The 18,081-nt window shown below is 61.2% G+C and carries 14 protein-coding genes; 9 read left to right on the plus strand and 5 right to left on the minus strand.

Annotated features, from left to right (window positions below; all coding sequences use genetic code 11):
- The 9 genes from murD to lpxC all read left to right on the plus strand — a co-directional run bounded on the left by murD (position 1) and on the right by lpxC (position 10,468).
- Positions 1–1,347, plus strand: coding sequence for a UDP-N-acetylmuramoyl-L-alanine--D-glutamate ligase (gene murD, locus PspR76_RS05550; protein ID WP_159954305.1), 1,347 nt, complete (start codon positions 1–3; stop codon positions 1,345–1,347).
- Positions 1,344–2,561 carry a putative lipid II flippase FtsW gene (ftsW, locus tag PspR76_RS05555; RefSeq protein ID WP_159954306.1) on the plus strand — a complete coding sequence of 406 codons (1,218 nt, stop codon included), beginning with the start codon at positions 1,344–1,346 and terminating at the stop codon, positions 2,559–2,561. The genes murD and ftsW overlap by 4 nt, the downstream gene beginning before the upstream one ends.
- On the plus strand, positions 2,551–3,621 hold the full coding sequence (gene murG, locus PspR76_RS05560) for an undecaprenyldiphospho-muramoylpentapeptide beta-N-acetylglucosaminyltransferase (protein WP_159954307.1): 1,071 nt from the start codon (positions 2,551–2,553) through the stop codon (positions 3,619–3,621). The genes ftsW and murG overlap by 11 nt, the downstream gene beginning before the upstream one ends.
- Positions 3,614–5,059 (plus strand): UDP-N-acetylmuramate--L-alanine ligase, encoded by a 1,446-nt coding sequence (murC, locus tag PspR76_RS05565; protein ID WP_159954308.1) that lies wholly within the window; start codon positions 3,614–3,616, stop codon positions 5,057–5,059. The genes murG and murC overlap by 8 nt, the downstream gene beginning before the upstream one ends.
- Entirely contained in the window at positions 5,056–6,012 is a 957-nt protein-coding gene (locus PspR76_RS05570; RefSeq protein WP_159954309.1) for a D-alanine--D-alanine ligase, read from the plus strand. The genes murC and PspR76_RS05570 overlap by 4 nt, the downstream gene beginning before the upstream one ends.
- A gap of 4 nt (positions 6,013–6,016) precedes the next feature.
- A complete protein-coding gene (locus PspR76_RS05575; RefSeq protein ID WP_159954310.1) occupies positions 6,017–6,886 on the plus strand; it encodes a cell division protein FtsQ/DivIB in 870 nt (289 codons plus the stop codon).
- Between the two features lie 15 nt (positions 6,887–6,901).
- On the plus strand, positions 6,902–8,164 hold the full coding sequence (ftsA, locus tag PspR76_RS05580) for a cell division protein FtsA (protein ID WP_110623104.1): 1,263 nt from the start codon (positions 6,902–6,904) through the stop codon (positions 8,162–8,164).
- A 74-nt stretch (positions 8,165–8,238) separates the two neighbouring features.
- A complete protein-coding gene (gene ftsZ, locus PspR76_RS05585) occupies positions 8,239–9,444 on the plus strand; it encodes a cell division protein FtsZ (protein ID WP_017138180.1) in 1,206 nt (401 codons plus the stop codon).
- 112 nt (positions 9,445–9,556) lie between these two features.
- Positions 9,557–10,468, plus strand: coding sequence for a UDP-3-O-acyl-N-acetylglucosamine deacetylase (gene lpxC, locus PspR76_RS05590; RefSeq protein WP_003171886.1), 912 nt, complete (start codon positions 9,557–9,559; stop codon positions 10,466–10,468).
- Between the two features lie 178 nt (positions 10,469–10,646).
- On the opposite strand, the gene PspR76_RS05595 is transcribed toward lpxC, so the two are convergent.
- The 5 genes from PspR76_RS05595 to PspR76_RS05615 form a co-directional block, all read right to left on the minus strand.
- The gene (locus tag PspR76_RS05595) at positions 10,647–12,146 is read right to left on the minus strand and encodes a GGDEF domain-containing protein (protein ID WP_159954311.1); all 1,500 of its coding nucleotides are present in this window, start codon (positions 12,144–12,146) and stop codon (positions 10,647–10,649) included.
- A gap of 60 nt (positions 12,147–12,206) precedes the next feature.
- Positions 12,207–13,700, minus strand: coding sequence for a sensor domain-containing diguanylate cyclase (locus PspR76_RS05600; RefSeq protein ID WP_159954312.1), 1,494 nt, complete (start codon positions 13,698–13,700; stop codon positions 12,207–12,209).
- Positions 13,701–13,787: 87 nt separating this feature from the next.
- The gene (locus tag PspR76_RS05605) at positions 13,788–15,110 is read right to left on the minus strand and encodes an OprD family porin (protein ID WP_159954313.1); all 1,323 of its coding nucleotides are present in this window, start codon (positions 15,108–15,110) and stop codon (positions 13,788–13,790) included.
- Positions 15,111–16,049: 939 nt separating this feature from the next.
- Positions 16,050–17,414 (minus strand): heavy metal sensor histidine kinase, encoded by a 1,365-nt coding sequence (locus PspR76_RS05610; RefSeq protein WP_159954314.1) that lies wholly within the window; start codon positions 17,412–17,414, stop codon positions 16,050–16,052.
- Complete coding sequence (locus PspR76_RS05615) at positions 17,404–18,081, minus strand: heavy metal response regulator transcription factor (protein ID WP_065900845.1); 678 nt, start codon at positions 18,079–18,081, stop codon at positions 17,404–17,406. Before PspR76_RS05615 ends, PspR76_RS05610 begins: the two co-directional genes overlap by 11 nt.

The raw sequence follows: 18,081 nt of genomic DNA on the forward strand, positions 1-18,081 counted from the left end.
GTGTCCCTGATCGCTTCAGACCACTTCCGCATCGTTGTCGGCCTCGGCAAGAGCGGCATGTCCCTGGTTCGCTTCCTGGCGAACCGGGGCACGTCGTTTGCTGTGGCCGATACGCGGGAAAATCCACCGGAGCTGGTCACGCTGCGCCGTGACTACCCGCACGTGGAAGTGCGTTGTGGCGAGCTGGATGTCGAGTTTCTGTGCCGTGCCGATGAGCTCTACGTGAGCCCAGGCCTGGCCCTGGCGACACCGGCTTTGCAAGCTGCTGCCGCACGTGGCGTGAAGCTCTCCGGCGATATCGACCTGTTCGCGCGCAACGCGAAAGCGCCGATTGTGGCCATCAGCGGCTCCAACGCGAAAAGCACCGTGACCACGCTGGTGGGCGAGATGGCCATTGCGGCCGGCAAGCGCGTGGCCGTGGGCGGTAACCTCGGCACACCGGCGCTGGATTTGCTCAGCGACGACGTCGAGCTGTACGTGATGGAACTGTCGAGCTTCCAGCTGGAAACCACCCACGACCTCGGCGCCGAAGTGGCCACCGTGTTGAACGTCAGCGAAGACCACATGGACCGCTACAGCGGCCTGCCGGCGTATCACCTGGCCAAGCACCGGATTTTCCGTGGTGCCAGGCAAGTCGTGGTCAACCGTCAAGACGCCCTGAGCCGTCCGCTGATGGGCGAGGGCCTGCCGTGCTGGACCTTTGGCCTCGGCAAACCTGATTTCAAAGCCTTCGGCATTCGCGAAGAGAACGGCGAGAAATACCTGGCCTTCGAATTCCAGAACCTGATGCCGGTGCGTGAGCTGAAAATCCGTGGCGCGCATAACCAGTCCAATGCGCTCGCGGCCTTGGCGCTCGGTCATGCGGTCGGCCTGCCGTTCGATGCCATGCTCGCCAGCCTGCGCACCTTCGCCGGTCTTGAGCACCGCTGCCAGTGGGTGCGCGACCTCAACGGCGTCAGCTATTACAACGATTCCAAGGCCACCAACGTCGGTGCTGCCCTGGCTGCCATCGAAGGCCTGGGTGCCGACATCGAAGGCAAGCTTGTGCTGATCGCCGGTGGCGATGGCAAGGGTGCCGACTTCAAGGACCTCAAAGGTCCGGTGGCCGCCCATTGCCGCGCCGTGGTGCTGCTGGGCCGTGATTCCGATCTGATCGCCGCCGCCCTCGGTGACGCGGTGCCGCAAGTGCGCGCCACGTCCCTGGACGACGCCATCGCTCACTGCCAAGCCCTGGCCCAGCCGGGTGATGCAGTGCTGCTGTCGCCGGCGTGCGCCAGTTTCGACATGTTCAAGAACTACGAAGAGCGCGGCCAGCTGTTCGCCCGCGGCGTGGAGGCCTTGGCATGAATTTCAGAAATATCATCAAGCCGTACCCGTCGCCGATCATCACTGGCCGTGGCATCGACCTCGACTTCCCGATGCTCGCCGGTTGCCTCGCGCTGCTGGGCCTGGGCCTGGTGATGATCACTTCGGCATCCTCCGAAGTGGCCGCCGTGCAGTCGGGCAACACCCTGTACATGATGATCCGTCACCTGGTGTATTTGGTCATCGGCCTCGGCGCGTGCATCGTCACCATGATGATCCCGATTGCCACCTGGCAGCGCCTGGGCTGGATGATGCTGATCGGCGCGTTTGGCTTGCTGATCATGGTGATCCTGCCCGGCATCGGCCGCGAGGTGAACGGTTCGATGCGCTGGATCGGCTTCGGTGCGTTCAACGTGCAGCCGTCGGAAATCGCCAAGGTGTTCGTGGTGATCTACCTCGCCGGCTACCTGGTGCGGCGTCAGAAAGAAGTCCGCGAAAGCTGGATGGGTTTCTTCAAGCCCTTCATCGTGCTGCTGCCGATGGCGGGCCTGTTGCTGATGGAGCCCGACTTCGGTGCCACCGTGGTGATGATGGGTGCCGCCGCCGCCATGCTATTCCTCGGTGGCGTCGGCCTGTTCCGTTTCACCTTGATGGTGGTGCTGGCCGTGGCTGCCGTGACGGTGCTGGTGCAGGCGCAACCCTACCGGATGGCGCGTCTGATTACCTTTACCGACCCATGGTCCGACCAGTTCGGTTCCGGCTACCAGTTGACCCAGGCGCTGATCGCCTTCGGTCGCGGCGAATGGCTGGGCGTGGGCCTGGGCAATAGCGTGCAGAAGCAGTTCTACCTGCCGGAAGCGCACACCGACTTCGTGTTCTCGGTACTCGCCGAAGAACTGGGCGTGGTCGGTTCGCTGTGCACCGTCGCACTGTTCGTGTTCGTGTGTGTGCGCGGCATGTACATCGGCTTGTGGGCCGAGAAAGCCAAACAGTATTTCGCCGCGTATGTGGCGTACGGCTTGTCGTTCCTGTGGATCGGCCAGTTCCTGATCAACATCGGCGTGAACGTCGGCCTGCTGCCAACCAAGGGCCTGACCTTGCCGTTCCTCAGTTACGGCGGCAGTTCGTTGGTGATTTGCTGCGCCTGCCTGGGGTTATTGCTGCGCATCGAGTGGGAGAGTCGAACCCACCTGGGCAGCGAAGAGATGGAATTCAGCGAAAGCGATTTTGCCGAGGAGCCGAACCATGGGCGCTAACGTGCTGATCATGGCGGGCGGCACCGGGGGCCACGTGTTCCCGGCCCTGGCGTGCGCGCGCGAATTCCAGAACCGTGGCTACACCGTGCATTGGCTCGGTACACCGCGCGGCATCGAAAATGAATTGGTGCCAAATGCCGGCTTGCAGCTGCATTTGATCAACGTCACCGGCCTGCGTGGCAAGGGTAAGCTGTCCCTGCTCAAGGCGCCGTTCGTGTTGCTCAAGGCGGTGTGGCAGGCACGCAACGTCATCCGCGAATTGAAGCCGGTGTGTGTGCTCGGTTTTGGTGGTTACGTGACCGGCCCTGGCGGCGTGGCAGCCAAGCTCGCCGGCGTGCCGGTGATCGTGCACGAGCAGAACGCCGTCGCCGGCACTGCCAACCGCCTGCTGGTGCCGTTGGCCGCACGGGTGTGTGAAGCGTTCCCGAAAACCTTTGCCGCCTCGGACAAGCTGCGCACCACCGGCAACCCGGTGCGCACCGAACTGTTTATGGCCATTGCCCGTGAGGCATTGGCCGGGCGCAAGGCGCATCTGCTGATTCTGGGCGGAAGCCTGGGCGCCGAGCCGCTGAATAAATTGCTGCCCGAAGCGCTGGCGCAACTCCCTGTGGAATTGCGCCCGGAGATCTTCCACCAGGCCGGCAAGAACCACGATGAAGTGACCGCCACTCGCTATCGCGAGGCCGGGGTCGAGGCGAATGTACAGCCCTTCATTAAAGACATGGCCCACGCCTATGGCTGGGCCGACCTGGTGGTCTGTCGCGCTGGTGCGCTGACCGTCAGTGAACTGGCCGCCGCCGGTCTGCCGTCCTTGCTGGTGCCTTTGCCCCACGCGATTGACGATCACCAGACCCGCAACGCCGAATATTTGGCCGGGGAGGGCGCTGCCTTCCTGCTGCCGCAAAGAACGACTGGCGCCGCCGATTTGGCCGCACGCCTGACCGAGGTTTTGATGCAACCGGAACGACTCAACAGCATGGCGAGCACCGCAAGCCGCCTGGCCAAACCTGACGCAACCCGCACCGTGGTCGATATCTGCCTGGAGGTGGCCCATGGTTGAGAATCAGAAAGCCATGCCACAACCGGAAATGCGCCGCATCCGTCGCATCCACTTCGTCGGTATCGGCGGTGTGGGCATGTGCGGTATTGCCGAAGTACTGCTGAACCTGGGCTACCAAGTGTCCGGCTCCGACTTGAAAGAGTCGCCGGTCACCGACCGCCTGAAGTCCTTTGGCGCGCAAATCTTTATCGGCCACCGCGCCGAGAACGCCGCCGAGGCTGATGTGCTGGTGGTTTCCAGTGCAGTGAACACCTCCAACCCGGAAGTGGCCACCGCCCTTGAGCGCCGTATCCCCGTGGTGCCGCGTGCCGAGATGCTCGCCGAGCTGATGCGTTATCGCCACGGCATCGCCGTTGCCGGTACGCACGGCAAAACCACCACCACCAGCCTGATCGCCTCGGTGTTCGCCGCCGGTGGCCTGGACCCGACCTTCGTGATCGGTGGCCGTCTGAATGCAGCGGGCACCAATGCCCAGCTTGGCACCAGCCGCTACCTGATCGCCGAAGCCGATGAAAGTGACGCGAGCTTCCTGCACCTGCAACCGCTGGTTGCGGTGGTCACCAACATCGACGAAGACCACATGGCGACATACGACGGTGACTTCAACAAGTTGAAGAAAACCTTCGTCGAATTCCTGCACAACCTGCCGTTCTACGGTTTGGCCGTGGTGTGCCTGGACGATCCTGTCGTGCGTGAAATCCTGCCGCTGGTCAAGCGTCCGACCGTGACCTACGGCTTCAGCGAAGACGCCGACGTGCGCGCGATCAATGTACGTCAGGAAGGCATGCAAACCTTCTTCACCGTGCTGCGCCCCGACCGCGAGCCGCTGGACGTCTCGGTGAACATGCCGGGCAACCACAACGTGCTCAACTCCCTGGCGACCATCTGCATCGCCTCCGACGAGGGCGTCAGCGATGAAGCCATCGTTGAAGGCCTGTCGCGCTTTGCCGGGGTTGGCCGTCGCTTCCAGGTCTACGGCCAATTGCCGGTGGACGGCGGCGACGTGATGCTGGTGGACGATTACGGTCACCACCCGACCGAAGTCGCCGCAGTCATCAAAGCCGTGCGCGGTGGCTGGCCGGAGCGTCGCCTGGTGATGGTTTACCAGCCGCACCGCTACAGCCGCACCCGTGATCTGTACGACGATTTCGTCAATGTATTGGCCGATGCCAACGTGCTGCTGTTGATGGAAGTCTACCCGGCCGGTGAAGAACCGATCCCGGGCGCCGACAGCCGCAAGCTGTGCAACAGCATCCGTCAGCGTGGCCAGTTGGACCCGATCTACATCGAGCGCGGTGTGGACCTGGCGCCGATCGTCAAGCCGCTGCTGCGTGCCGGTGACATCCTGCTGTGCCAGGGCGCCGGTGATATCGGTGGCCTTGCGCCCAAGTTGCTGGCGAGCCCGCTGTTTGCCGCCGTGCAGGGGAAGTCGAAATGACCACCCATTACGACGCCCTGGTTTCCACGGTTACGCCTGCCGACTTCGGCCGCGTGGCCGTGCTGTTTGGCGGCAAAAGCGCCGAGCGTGAAGTGTCGCTCAAGTCCGGCAATGCCGTGCTTGAAGCCCTGCAAAGTGCCGGCGTGAACGCGTTCGGTATCGACGTGGGCGATGATTTCCTCGCCCGCCTGCAGGCCGAAAAAATCGACCGTGCCTTCATCATCCTGCACGGCCGTGGCGGCGAAGACGGCAGCATGCAAGGCTTGCTCGAGTGCGCCGGCATCCCTTACACCGGCAGCGGCATCCTCGCGTCGGCACTGGCGATGGACAAGTTGCGCACCAAGCAGGTGTGGCACAGCCTGGGTATTCCAACCCCGCGTCACAACGTGCTGTGCAGCGAAGACGATTGTATTTCTGCAGCCAAGGAACTGGGCCTGCCTTTGATCGTCAAACCAGCCCATGAAGGCTCCAGTATCGGCATGGCCAAAGTGAACTCGGCCGCCGAATTGATCGACGCATGGAAAGCGGCAAGTACCTACGATTCGCAAGTGTTGGTGGAACAGTGGATTCAAGGCCCTGAGTACACCATCGCCACCCTGCGTGGCCAGGTATTGCCGCCTATCGCATTGGGCACGCCCCACACCTTTTACGACTACGACGCCAAGTACGTGGCTTCCGATACCCAGTACCGGATCCCGTGCGGCCTCGACGCAACCAAGGAACAGGAATTGATGGACCTCACGGCGAAAGCCTGTGAGGCGCTGGGTATCGCCGGTTGGGCGCGGGCAGACGTGATGCAGGATGACGAAGGGAATTTCTGGTTCCTGGAAGTCAACACCGCTCCCGGTATGACCGATCACAGCCTGGTACCTATGGCAGCCCGTGCAGCCGGTTTGGATTTCCAGCAGTTGGTGCTGGCGATCCTGGCCGCAAGCATTGAGCCAAGAGGCTAAACACATGAACGGCGCATCGCTTCGTCATCAGCAACCTCCAGTGCCCAGCCGCAAGCCGGTGCCACGAGGTGCCAGCCGAATGGTGGCTAAAGAGCCGATGTCGGCGCGCCTGCCAAAAGCCAACTTTGGTTTTCTCAAAGCGTTGTTCTGGCCGGTGCTGTTGGTAGCGTTGGGCTTTGGTACTTACGAAGGTGCGCAGCGCCTGTTGCCGTATGCCGATCGACCGATCACCAAGATCAGTGTGCAGGGCGACTTGAGCTACATCAGCCAGCAAGCGGTACAGCAGCGCATCGGCCCGTACCTGGCGGCGAGCTTCTTCACCATCGACCTGGCCGGTATGCGCTCGGAGCTGGAGCAAATGCCGTGGATCGCCCACGCCGAAGTCCGCCGCGTCTGGCCGGACCAGGTGACGATCCGCCTGGAAGAACAGCTGCCCGTGGCCCGTTGGGGCGATGGCGCGCTGCTGAACAACCAGGGCCAGGCATTTACCCCGCGTGAGTTGGCGAATTACGAACACCTGCCGCAGTTGATCGGGCCGCAGCGGGCGCAACAGCAAGTAATGCAGCAGTACCAGGCTTTGAGCCAGATGCTGCGCCCGCTGGGTTTCTCCATTGCACGCCTGGAACTGCGTGAACGGGGCAGCTGGTTTTTGACCACCGGGGCAGGCAGCTCCGGCCCGGGCATCGAGTTGCTGCTGGGACGCGGCAACCTGGTGGAAAAGATGCGCCGCTTTATTGCCATCTATGACAAGACCTTGAAAGAACAGATTACGAACATTGCGAGCGTCGACCTGCGTTACGCCAACGGCCTGGCCGTCGGCTGGCGTGAACCAGCTGCGCCGACGACAGCCAAACCCGCTGTCGCGAAGAATTAAGAAGAGGCAGGACCCATGGCAAACGTGCAAAGCGGAAAAATGATCGTCGGTCTCGATATCGGCACCTCCAAAGTGGTGGCGCTGGTCGGCGAGGTCGGTGAAGACGGTGTTATCGAAATCGTCGGTATCGGCACGCATCCGTCCCGGGGCCTGAAGAAGGGCGTGGTGGTGAACATCGAGTCCACCGTGCAATCGATCCAGCGCGCCATCGAAGAAGCGCAGCTGATGGCCGGTTGCCGGATTCACTCGGCGTTCGTCGGCGTGGCCGGCAACCATATCCGCAGCCTGAATTCCCACGGCATCGTGGCGATCCGCGACCGCGAAGTCAGCTCCGCCGACCTTGAGCGCGTACTCGACGCCGCCCAGGCCGTGGCGATCCCGGCTGACCAGCGCGTGCTGCACACCTTGCCGCAGGACTACGTGATCGATAACCAGGAAGGCGTTCGTGAGCCGCTGGGCATGTCGGGCGTACGTCTGGAGGCCAAGGTTCACGTGGTAACCTGCGCCGTCAACGCCGCACAGAACATTGAAAAATGCGTGCGCCGCTGCGGCCTGGAAATCGACGACATCATTCTTGAGCAACTGGCGTCGGCCTACTCGGTACTGACCGACGACGAAAAAGAGCTGGGCGTGTGCCTGGTCGACATCGGCGGCGGCACCACCGACATCGCGATCTTCACCGAGGGTGCGATCCGTCACACCGCCGTGATCCCGATTGCCGGCGACCAGGTCACCAACGACATCGCCATGGCGCTGCGTACGCCGACCCAGTACGCCGAAGAAATCAAGATCCGTTACGCCTGCGCCCTGGCCAAACTGGCCGGTGCCGGTGAAACCATCAAGGTGCCAAGCGTCGGCGATCGCCCACCGCGTGAGCTGTCGCGTCAGGCCCTGGCTGAAGTGGTCGAGCCTCGTTACGACGAGCTGTTCACCCTGATCCAGGCTGAACTGCGCCGCAGCGGTTATGAAGATTTGATCCCGGCCGGCATCGTGCTGACCGGTGGCACCTCGAAGATGGAAGGCGCGGTCGAATTGGCCGAGGAAATCTTCCACATGCCGGTTCGCCTGGGCGTGCCCCATGGCGTCAAAGGCCTGGGCGACGTGGTGCGCAACCCGATTTATTCCACCGGTGTGGGCTTGCTGTTGTACGGGCTGCAAAAGCAGACCGACGGCATTTCCCTGTCGGGCCCGAGTATCCGTGACAGCTACCGCAGCGACGACGAGGCGAAAGCGCCGTTGTTCGAGCGGCTGCAGGCTTGGGTAAAAGGCAATTTCTAAAGATTTACCGCGACACCGCAGCACCGCAGTAAGCAGTAGGCGAAAAAACTAGAGAAAATGAAAGGAGAGGGAACATGTTCGAACTCGTAGACAACATCCCCGCAAGCCCGGTTATCAAAGTAATCGGTGTCGGCGGTGGCGGCGGCAACGCTGTCAACCACATGGTCAAGAGCAACATTGAAGGCGTTGAATTCATCTGCGCCAACACTGATGCCCAGGCGCTGAAAAGCATCGGCGCGCGGACCATCCTGCAATTGGGCACAGCCGTGACCAAGGGCCTCGGCGCTGGCGCCAATCCGGAAGTCGGCCGTCAAGCCGCACTGGAAGACCGCGAGCGTATTGCTGAAGTGCTGCAAGGCACCAACATGGTGTTCATCACCACTGGCATGGGCGGCGGTACCGGTACCGGTGCGGCCCCGATCATTGCCGAAGTGGCCAAGGAAATGGGGATTCTGACGGTTGCTGTCGTCACCCGTCCGTTCCCGTTCGAAGGCCGCAAGCGCATGCAGATCGCCGACGAAGGCATCCGTCTGCTGTCTGAAAGCGTCGACTCGTTGATCACCATTCCCAACGAGAAGCTGCTGACCATCCTGGGCAAGGACGCAAGCCTGCTGTCCGCGTTCGCCAAGGCTGACGATGTACTGGCCGGTGCCGTTCGCGGTATCTCCGACATCATCAAACGCCCAGGCATGATCAACGTCGACTTTGCCGACGTACGTACTGTCATGAGCGAAATGGGCATGGCGATGATGGGCACTGGCTGCGCCAGCGGTCCGAACCGTGCGCGTGAAGCCACTGAAGCGGCGATCCGCAACCCGTTGCTGGAAGACGTGAACCTGCAAGGCGCACGCGGCATCCTGGTGAACATCACCGCCGGTCCTGACCTGTCCCTGGGTGAGTACTCCGACGTGGGTAGCATCATCGAAGCCTTCGCTTCCGAGCACGCGATGGTCAAAGTCGGCACCGTTATCGACCCGGACATGCGTGATGAACTGCACGTGACCGTGGTAGCTACCGGCCTGGGCGCGAAAATCGAGAAGCCTGTGAAGGTCATCGACAATACCGTTCACACCGGCCACAACAGCCACGCCAGCCAGCAAGCTGCCGCTCCAGCGCCTGCGCGCCAGGAACTGCCGTCTGTGAACTATCGTGATCTGGACCGTCCGACCGTGATGCGCAACCAGGCTCAGGCCGGTGCTGCGGCGTCCCGTAGCCCGAATCCGCAAGATGATCTGGACTACCTGGACATCCCGGCATTCCTGCGTCGTCAGGCCGATTAATGGAATGTATCAGGGCTATGAAGGTGATTGGTGTTCAGCAAAGGTCTGGTCTGTTATTATCGCCAGCCTTTGTTGATACCAGTTCGCAATTTGCGCTGAAGCGGTCCAAGCCATGATTAAACAACGCACCCTGAAGAATATTATCCGTGCCACAGGTGTAGGTCTGCACTCCGGGGAGAAGGTATACCTGACCCTCAAGCCCGCACCTGTCGACACCGGCATCGTGTTTGTTCGTGCCGACCTGGACCCTGTGGTGCAGATTCCTGCTCGCGCGGAAAACGTTGGCGAAACCACGATGTCGACCACATTGGTCAACGGTGACGTCAAAGTGGACACGGTGGAGCACTTGCTCTCGGCCATGGCTGGCCTGGGCATCGATAACGCCTACGTCGAGCTCTCCGCGTCCGAAGTCCCGATCATGGATGGCAGCGCTGGACCCTTCGTATTCTTGATTCAATCTGCCGGCCTGGAAGAACAGGACGCAGCCAAGAAGTTCATTCGCATTCTGCGGGAAGTGACAGTAGAAGACGGCGACAAGCGCGCCACCTTCGTCCCGTTCGAAGGCTTTAAAGTGAGCTTTGAGATCGATTTCGATCACCCGGTATTCCGTGACCGCACCCAAAGTGCAAGCGTGGATTTTTCCAGCACTTCGTTCGTAAAAGAAGTCAGCCGCGCCCGTACCTTTGGTTTCATGAGTGACATCGAGTACCTGCGCAAGCACAACCTCGCACTCGGCGGCAGCGTTGAAAACGCCATTGTGGTCGACGCGGATGGTGTACTGAACGAAGACGGCCTTCGCTACGAAGACGAATTCGTGAAGCACAAGATCCTCGATGCAATCGGTGACCTCTACCTGCTGGGCAATAGCCTGATAGGCGAGTTCAAAGGCTTCAAGTCGGGCCACGCCCTTAACAACCAGCTGCTGCGCAAGTTGATTGAGCAGACAGACGCTTGGGAAGTCGTGACCTTCGAAGATGCCAGCACCGCACCGATCTCTTACATGCGTCCCGTTGCGGCGGTGTAAGTAACAACTCTCTTTCTTTAGTTTTGAAAGGCCACCTTCGGGTGGCCTTTTTTTATGCCTGATGTGAAAGCACCGCAGCCCTCCTGTGGGAGCTGGCTTGCCTGCGATAGCATCACTGCGGTACGCCATAAATACCAATGCGCCTGCATCGCAGCTTCGCTATTAATTTACGCGGCACTCACCCAGCTTGAAGCGTTGCAGTATCCACAATCCGATTGCGCCCGCTGTGCTTGGCCTCATACAACGCCTGATCCGCACTCAACAACAACGCCTCCAACGACATGCGGCTGCGCTTGTCCCACGTACTCATGCCGATACTCACCGTAATCGGCCGCTCGGCGCCGGCGACCCGTGGCAGGTGCTCGACACTGCTGCGGATATGCTCGGCGATCAGCCACGCGCCCTTGGCGTCGGTATGCGGCAGCACCACCGCAAACTCCTCCCCGCCGTAGCGCGCCGCCAGGTCAGCGGGGCGGCGGATGTTGTCTTCGATCACCTGGGCCACCGTGCGCAATGCCGCGTCACCGCCGTGGTGGCCATGACGGTCGTTGAAAGCCTTGAAGTGGTCTACGTCGATCATCAGCAAAGTCAGCGGCTCCGTTGAGCGTTGCGCGCGGTCCCATTCCTGGCGCAGGCGCTGGTCCAGGGTGCGGCGGTTGGCCAACCCGGTCAGGGCATCGGTGGCTGCCAGTTCTGACAGCACCTGCTCGGCGCGGTGGCGGCGGCGCAATTCTTTGCTCAGCATCCAGCTCAGCCATAGCAAGCCAATGCACAGCACGCCGGTTGCCAGGCTGATCAGCAAGGCCGCGCGCTTCCATTGGGCGAAGATGTCTTCGGTAGACAGGGCCACCGCCACGATCAGCGGTAAGTCGCCCACACTGGAAAAGGTATAGAGCCGTTCCTGGTGGTCGACGCTGGAAACCCCGCGAAAGCTGCCGTCGCGTTCCTTGAGCATGCGCGCGACGTTGGGGCGCTGGCTCAAGTCCTTGTCGATCATGTCGAGTTCCAGCAGGGGGTATTGCGCAAGCAGGATGCCCTGCTGGTTGATCAGGTTAATGGTGCTGTTGCTGCCGATGTTCAGGCTGCTGAACAGTTGGTGAAAGTACGACAGGCGCATGGACGCCACCGCGACGCCCTGAAAGCGTCCATCGGGCCCGGAAATACGCCGGCTGAATGCAATGCGCCATTGGTCGTCACACACGCAGCGCGCCATGAACGGCCGGCTGATATACAGCCCGATATCAGGTTTTTTCCGGTGCGCCTGAAAATAGTCCCGGTCGGCAAAGTTACCGGTCTTGGGCGTGAGCAAGGACGAGTCGGCAATCACCTCGCCGTTGGCGTCGAGCAGCAGGATGTCGCCGTTGTACGGTGCGGCGGCGGAGCGGTCGAACAGCACCAGGTGACGAATTTCGGCGGAAACGCTGTGCAGGTCATTGCGCTCCGTGGCGGCGATCAGGCCTTTGAGGGCCATGTCGTAGAGCTCGGCATTGCGCAGTACATCCGCGTCGATCAGTTGGGTAATGTTGTTCGCGGTGCGTTTGGCGGTCTGCAGGGTGCTGGCGTGTTCACGAATCAGCAGCACCGCCACGATCGCCACGATCAGCAGGGCCGTGAGCACGCTGCCCAGGATCAGCAAGCGCTCCGGGCGACGTGTAGGGCGGGAAAGGCTCGGGCTCATCGGGCTTACTTCTGCTTCGAGGATGCCAATAGCGTAGTACGTACAGGGCGTTGCAGCCGATCAGCGTGTGGCCGCCTCCACAATCCGGTTGCGCCCGCTGTGCTTGGCCTCATACAGCGCCTGATCCGCGTGCAGCAGCAACGCCTCAAGTGATAGGCGGCTGTGTTTGTCCCAGGTGCTCATGCCGATGCTTACGGTAATCGGCCGCTCGGCACCGGCGACCCGTGGCAGGTGCTCGACACCGCTGCGGATATGCTCGGCGATCACCCAGGCGCCCTTGGCGTCGGTATTCGGCAGCACCACCGCAAACTCTTCCCCGCCATACCGTGCAGCCAGGTCGGCTGGGCGGCGGATGTTGCCGCCGATCACCTGGGCGACCGTGCGCAGTGCCGCGTCACCGCCATGATGGCCATGGCGGTCGTTGAAAGCCTTGAAGTGGTCCACGTCGATCATCAACAGCGTCAGCGGCTCGGTGGAACGCTGTGCGCGTTCCCATTCCAGGCCCAGGCGTTGATCCAGGGTGCGGCGGTTGGCCAGGCCAGTCAGGGCATCGGTGGCGGCCAGCTCCGACAGCACCTGTTCGGCGCGATAACGGCGACGCAGTTCACGGCGCAACATCCAGGTCAGCCATAACAAACCAATGCAAAGCACGCCGGTGGCGCCACTGGTCAGCAGCGCGGCGCGCTTCCAGGGGGCGAACACGTCCTCACTGGCCAGCGCCACCACCACAATCAGCGGCAGCTCACCGACATTGGTGAAGGTGTATAAACGCTCTGTACCACTGATGGCTGAGATAGCTCGAAAGCTGCCTTGGCCTTCGCGCAGTATGCGTTTGAAGTTGGGCCGATCGCTGAGGTCTTTATCGATCATGTCGCGTTCCAGCAGCGGCTGCTGGGCCAGGAGAATGCCGCGATTGTTCAGCAGGTTGACCGAGCTGCCATTGCCGATGGTGAGGCGGTTGAACAACTGATCAAAGTACGCCAAACGCATCGTCGCCACCGCGACACCGGCAAACTCGCCGTCGGGCCCGCTTATTCGGCGACTGAATGCCATGCGCCAGACTTGGTCGCAATCGCAGCGGATCTTGAACGGCCGGCTGATAAACAGGCCTGCCTGGGCATTCTGTTTATGCACCTGGAAATAATCGCGGTTGGCGAAATTGCGCGGTGTGGGCCGCAGCGTCGAGGAGTCGGCAATCACCGCGCCATCGGTATCCAGCAACAGCACTTCGCCTTTAAAGGGCGCCGCGTTGGATTGATCAAACTGCACCATGTGGCGGATTTCCGGCGACGCCTGTGCCAGGTCCTGGCGCTTGGCGGCGCTGATCAAGCCCAGCAACGCCAAGTCATACAGCTCGGCGTTACGCAACACATCGGCATTGATCAGTTGGGTGATATTGGTGGTCGCGCGTTTGGCCGCCTGCAAGGTGCTGGCGTGTTCGCGGTTCAGCAACGCTGCAACGATAATCACAATCAGGATAACGGTGAGGCCACTGCCCAGAATCAGCAAAAGCTCCGAGCGTGCAGGCAAAGAAGGAGGGCGGAGTTGACTCATCGCGCAGGCTTCAACAGGGAAGATACTGGCAGTTTAGTTCTACGCGATGAAAATTAGAGCATGGGCTAAAAAAGAAAAATCAGCGGGTTAGAACACGTTGATCGGGTAGTCCACGATTACCCGGTATTCATCCACATCGCGATCCACCGCCGCGTAGCCATTGCCGCCACGGTTGGTTGCCCATTGCAGGCGTACCGCCAGATCCTTGGCCTTGCCGCCTTGCACCACATACTTCAAATCGATGTCCCGCTCCCAGTGTTTCGCATCTTTGCCATCGGCGCTGTACCAGGCGCTGTAGCCACGGCTGTTGGGGTCGACCTTGGTCAGGTCGGTCTTGCCGCTGATGTAGGACACGGCGGACGTCAGCCCAGGCATGCCGAGGCCGGCGAAGTCATAGGCGTACTTGAGTTTCCACGAGCGCTCGTTGGGGCCGTTGAAGTCCGAGTATTGCTGGGAGTTGTCCAGGTAAACGCTGTCGCCCTGGCTGATGTAGTCGAACGGCGTGTTGCCGTTGACCCGCTGGTAGGCGGCGGTGACGCTGTGGTTGCCCACGCCCACGGTGAAATGCAGGCTGTAGGTGTTGTTGTCGATATTGCCCAGCAGCGATTGGCCGGTGTCCTGGGTGTGGTAGTAGTGCAGGCCCGGGTTGAGGCTGACCAGGTCATTGAGCGCGTAGGTGTAGTCCAGGTCGTAGTAGTACTGGTGCCATACGTCCTTGAGTTCGGAGGCGTACAAGTTGCTGGTCACGCCTGGAATGCCGCTGAACGACACCCCGGCCCAGTTCAGGTGCTTGCTGTCGGCGTGGTCCGGCAGCGCGCCGTAGCTGGTGCCGATGCGCCGGTGGCCGCTCTGGTTGTAGAGCTTGGTGAAGCTGGCCTGGCCACCTTCGAGCATCCAGCCGTCGAAGCTGTGGTTGGTCAGGCTTACGCCACGAAAGTCCTGCGGCAGCATGCGGGTCATGCCGCCGGCGATCACCGGGTTATTGAGGAACAGGTCGCCGGCTTTCAGTTCGGTGTCGAAGGCGCGCATCTTCAAGGTGCCGCCAGCGGTAGAGAACGAACCGGGGGCTTTGCCGTTGCCGCTGCCGTACGGGAGGATGCTGGAACCGTCAGTGCCGCCACCGCCGTCGAGTTTGAGGCCGAGCATGGCGTTGAGGTCCAGGCCGAAGCCGACGGTGCCTTGGGTGTAGCCGGATTCGAAGGTGCCGATAAAACCTTGGCCCCATTCCTTGCTGTCATCGGTGTGAATGTCGCGACGGTCGCGGTTCATGTAGTAGTTGCGGGTGTTGATCTTGAGGCTTGCGCCTTCGACGAAACCGTCGGCGGGGGTGGTGTCTGCGGCGTGGGCGAGGGGGGCGATCGTTGCTGCAATCGCTAGGAATAGCGGGGTGAACGTCAGCGAGTTCTTCACCGGTGGAGCTCCTTTGGTCAATCGTAAACGGCCAATGTCGTGGGGGTGTGCCTGGCCTTTTTTACGGCAAAAAAAGCCGCTGAAGTCAGCGGCTTTAAACAGATTCCCAGTGTAGAGCCCTGGAAATAAGTCGAGGGAAATTGGGGTGAGCGGGAAGCTGTGTTTGCCGTCGCGCTCATCGGTGCGTCAAATTAACGCAGGTGAGCGGTGCGATACAGAGTGTAACAAGATAATGACTGTTGCCCAAATCGCAATAGTCGGGGCGGCAGAGCCTCCTGTGGGAGCTGGCTTGCCTGCGATGGCGTTCCAGAAGACGACTCCGATTCAACGGATACGCCGCGATCCAATTGTGGGAGCGGGCTTGCTCGCGAAGGCGGTGGGTAGGTTGGTGGTTTGGTTCAGGACGACCGAGTACATATCCATTTCTGCGGTAACGGCCACTTAGGGTTCCGCCCTTACGGCGGGTCACTTTTTTACAAACGCCTAAAAAAGTAACCAAAAAACGCTTTGCCCCACCACTCGGTGCCTCGCCTAGGCTCGGCATGCCCGCACGCAGGCTTGAATCCGTGGGCCGCCGCGATGGGCCATCCTTGGCCCAGCGCGGCTAACCCGGCGTCCTGCCGGGTTACCCACGGATTCAAGCCTGCGTTCGGCCAGCGTGGTTGACGGGGCCTGTCAGATCAAAAGCAAGATCAAAAGCAGAGCACGGCGGCCTGGTAGCCGACCTGAGTGGTTGAAGCAAAAACAGAGCAACGGCACAGCAGCACAACTTCTATCTGATGTACCGAAGTCCAAATGTGGGAGCGGGCTTGCTCGCGAAGGCAGTGGGTCAGTCAGCTCATTCATAACCGCTCCACCGCATTCGCGAGCAAGCCCGCTCCCACAATTTGACCGAGTTTAGGTTCCAGAATCAGGTCAGCTGTCAGGCCGATGACTCACTTACACCGGCAACGTAATCCCAAACGTATTCCCGCCCCCATCGCTGCGCACAAACACATCCCCGCCATGCATCAACGCAATCGCCTTGACGATCGCCAACCCCAGCCCATGATTCGCCCCGCTGTTGCTGCGCGATGCATCCACCCGATAAAACCGCTCGAACAGTCGGGGCAAATGCTCACTGGCAATCTCATCCCCCGGGTTGGTCACCCCAATCGCCACCTGATGGTCCTCAACCTCAATATTCACCTCGATAACCTGCCCCGGTGCGGTGTGCTGCACCGCATTGCTCAGCAGGTTGATCAACGCACGGCGCAGGTGCGCTTTCTCGATTTGCACCAATGCGTCACCGCGCACCCGCACTTGGACTTGGGCGTCTTCGAGGATGAAGTCCAGGTAATCGAGGGTCGTGGCCACTTCGTCCGCCAGCGAACTTTCGATCAGCTTGGTGGCCTTGCTGCCCTGATCAGCACTGGCCAGGAACAACATGTCATTGATGATCGAACGCAGGCGCTCCAACTCCTCAAGGTTGGATTGCAGCACCTCGAAATAATGCTCGGCCGAACGCCCACGCGTCAGCGCTACCTGGGTTTGGCCGATCAGGTTGGTCAGCGGCGAACGCAGTTCATGCGCCACGTCGGCATTGAATGACTCCAGGCGCGAATAAGCCTGTTCCACCCGATCCAGGGTGGAGTTGAACGAGTTGACGAACTGGCTCAATTCCGGCGGCAATGGCGACAGTTGCAACCGCCCCGAGAGCTTTGGCGGTGCTAGTTTCTGCGCCTCATCCGAGAGTTTGCCCAACGGCTTGAGGCCAATGCGCGACACCCAGAACCCCAATAGCGCCGCCAGCACCACGCCGACAAACGCCAGGCCGATCAAGGCCACCAGGAGTTGGTGCTGGGTTGCGCGGAAGTTTTCGGTGTCGATGGCGATCATAAAGCGCAGCGGCGGGCGCTGTTCTTTGGCGGCGAACTGGCTCACCAACACCTTGAACGGGTATTCACGCCCTGGCAGGCGCAAGTCGCGCTTGCCGGTCGGCCCCTCGGCGAAGGCGCGGATTTGCGCGTCCGGGTTGCCGTATTCGTAGTTCGGATCGCTGCTGACCACCCAGAAGCGGATGCGTTTGTCTTCTTCACCGAGCAGTTTCAGTTTGGCGGTGATTTTCGCCCAGTGGTCCGGCGTGCCGAAGCGATTGACCGACGACTCCAGCACGCTGTAGCGCGCATCCAGCTCGGCGCCCGGCAACAGCCCCAAACCACGGTCCACTTGCTGGTACAACGCGCCGCCGATCAACACGAAGATCAGCAGCGCCACCAGCGTGAACATGCCGCTCAGGCGCAGGGCGATGGAGTTAGCCGACACTGCGGTTCTCCAGCACATAACCCATGCCGCGAATGGTGTGCAGCAGCTTGGTGTCGAACGGCCCGTCGAGCTTGGCGCGCAGGCGTTTGATCGCGACTTCGACGACGTTGGCGTCGCTGTCGAAATTGATGTCCCAGACCATCTCGGCAATCGCCGTCTTGGAGAGGATTTCACCCTGGCGCCGCGCCAATACGCTGAGCAGCGAGAACTCCTTGGCGGTCAGGTCCAGGCGCAGGCCATTGCGGCTGGCCTTGCGGCTGATCAAGTCGATCCACAGGTCGGCGACGGTGACCTGCACCGGCTCGTGCCCGCCACTGCGGCGGGTCAGCGCTTGCAGGCGCGCCACCAGTTCCAGGAACGAAAACGGTTTGCCCAGGTAATCGTCGGCGCCTTCGCGCAAGCCACGAATGCGGTCCTCAACGCGCTCACGCGCCGTGAGCATGATCACCGGCGTCTGCTTGCGCGCACGCAGCGCGCGCAATACGCCGAAGCCGTCGAGGCCGGGCAGCATCACGTCGAGCACGATCACCGCGTAATCGTTCTCCAGCGCCAGGTGCAAACCTTCGACGCCTTCACGCGCCACATCGACGGTGTAGCCCTGTTCCGTCAGGCCGCGGTGCAAGTAGTCCGCGGTTTTTTCTTCATCTTCAATAATCAGGACGCGCAT

Origin of the sequence: Pseudomonas sp. R76, from assembly GCF_009834565.1 — a bacterium.
GTDB lineage: Bacteria > Pseudomonadota > Gammaproteobacteria > Pseudomonadales > Pseudomonadaceae > Aquipseudomonas.

Coding starts and splice junctions, on each gene's coding strand:
- ftsZ (WP_017138180.1), top strand. CDS start 8,239: ATGTTCGAACTCGTAGACAACATCCCCGCAAGCCCGGTTATCAAAGTA.
- PspR76_RS05615 (WP_065900845.1), bottom strand. CDS start 18,081: ATGCGCGTCCTGATTATTGAAGATGAAGAAAAAACCGCGGACTACTTG.
- PspR76_RS05575 (WP_159954310.1), top strand. CDS start 6,017: ATGAACGGCGCATCGCTTCGTCATCAGCAACCTCCAGTGCCCAGCCGC.
- PspR76_RS05595 (WP_159954311.1), bottom strand. CDS start 12,146: ATGAGCCCGAGCCTTTCCCGCCCTACACGTCGCCCGGAGCGCTTGCTG.
- lpxC (WP_003171886.1), top strand. CDS start 9,557: ATGATTAAACAACGCACCCTGAAGAATATTATCCGTGCCACAGGTGTA.
- murG (WP_159954307.1), top strand. CDS start 2,551: ATGGGCGCTAACGTGCTGATCATGGCGGGCGGCACCGGGGGCCACGTG.
- ftsA (WP_110623104.1), top strand. CDS start 6,902: ATGGCAAACGTGCAAAGCGGAAAAATGATCGTCGGTCTCGATATCGGC.
- murC (WP_159954308.1), top strand. CDS start 3,614: ATGGTTGAGAATCAGAAAGCCATGCCACAACCGGAAATGCGCCGCATC.
- PspR76_RS05570 (WP_159954309.1), top strand. CDS start 5,056: ATGACCACCCATTACGACGCCCTGGTTTCCACGGTTACGCCTGCCGAC.
- ftsW (WP_159954306.1), top strand. CDS start 1,344: ATGAATTTCAGAAATATCATCAAGCCGTACCCGTCGCCGATCATCACT.
- PspR76_RS05600 (WP_159954312.1), bottom strand. CDS start 13,700: ATGAGTCAACTCCGCCCTCCTTCTTTGCCTGCACGCTCGGAGCTTTTG.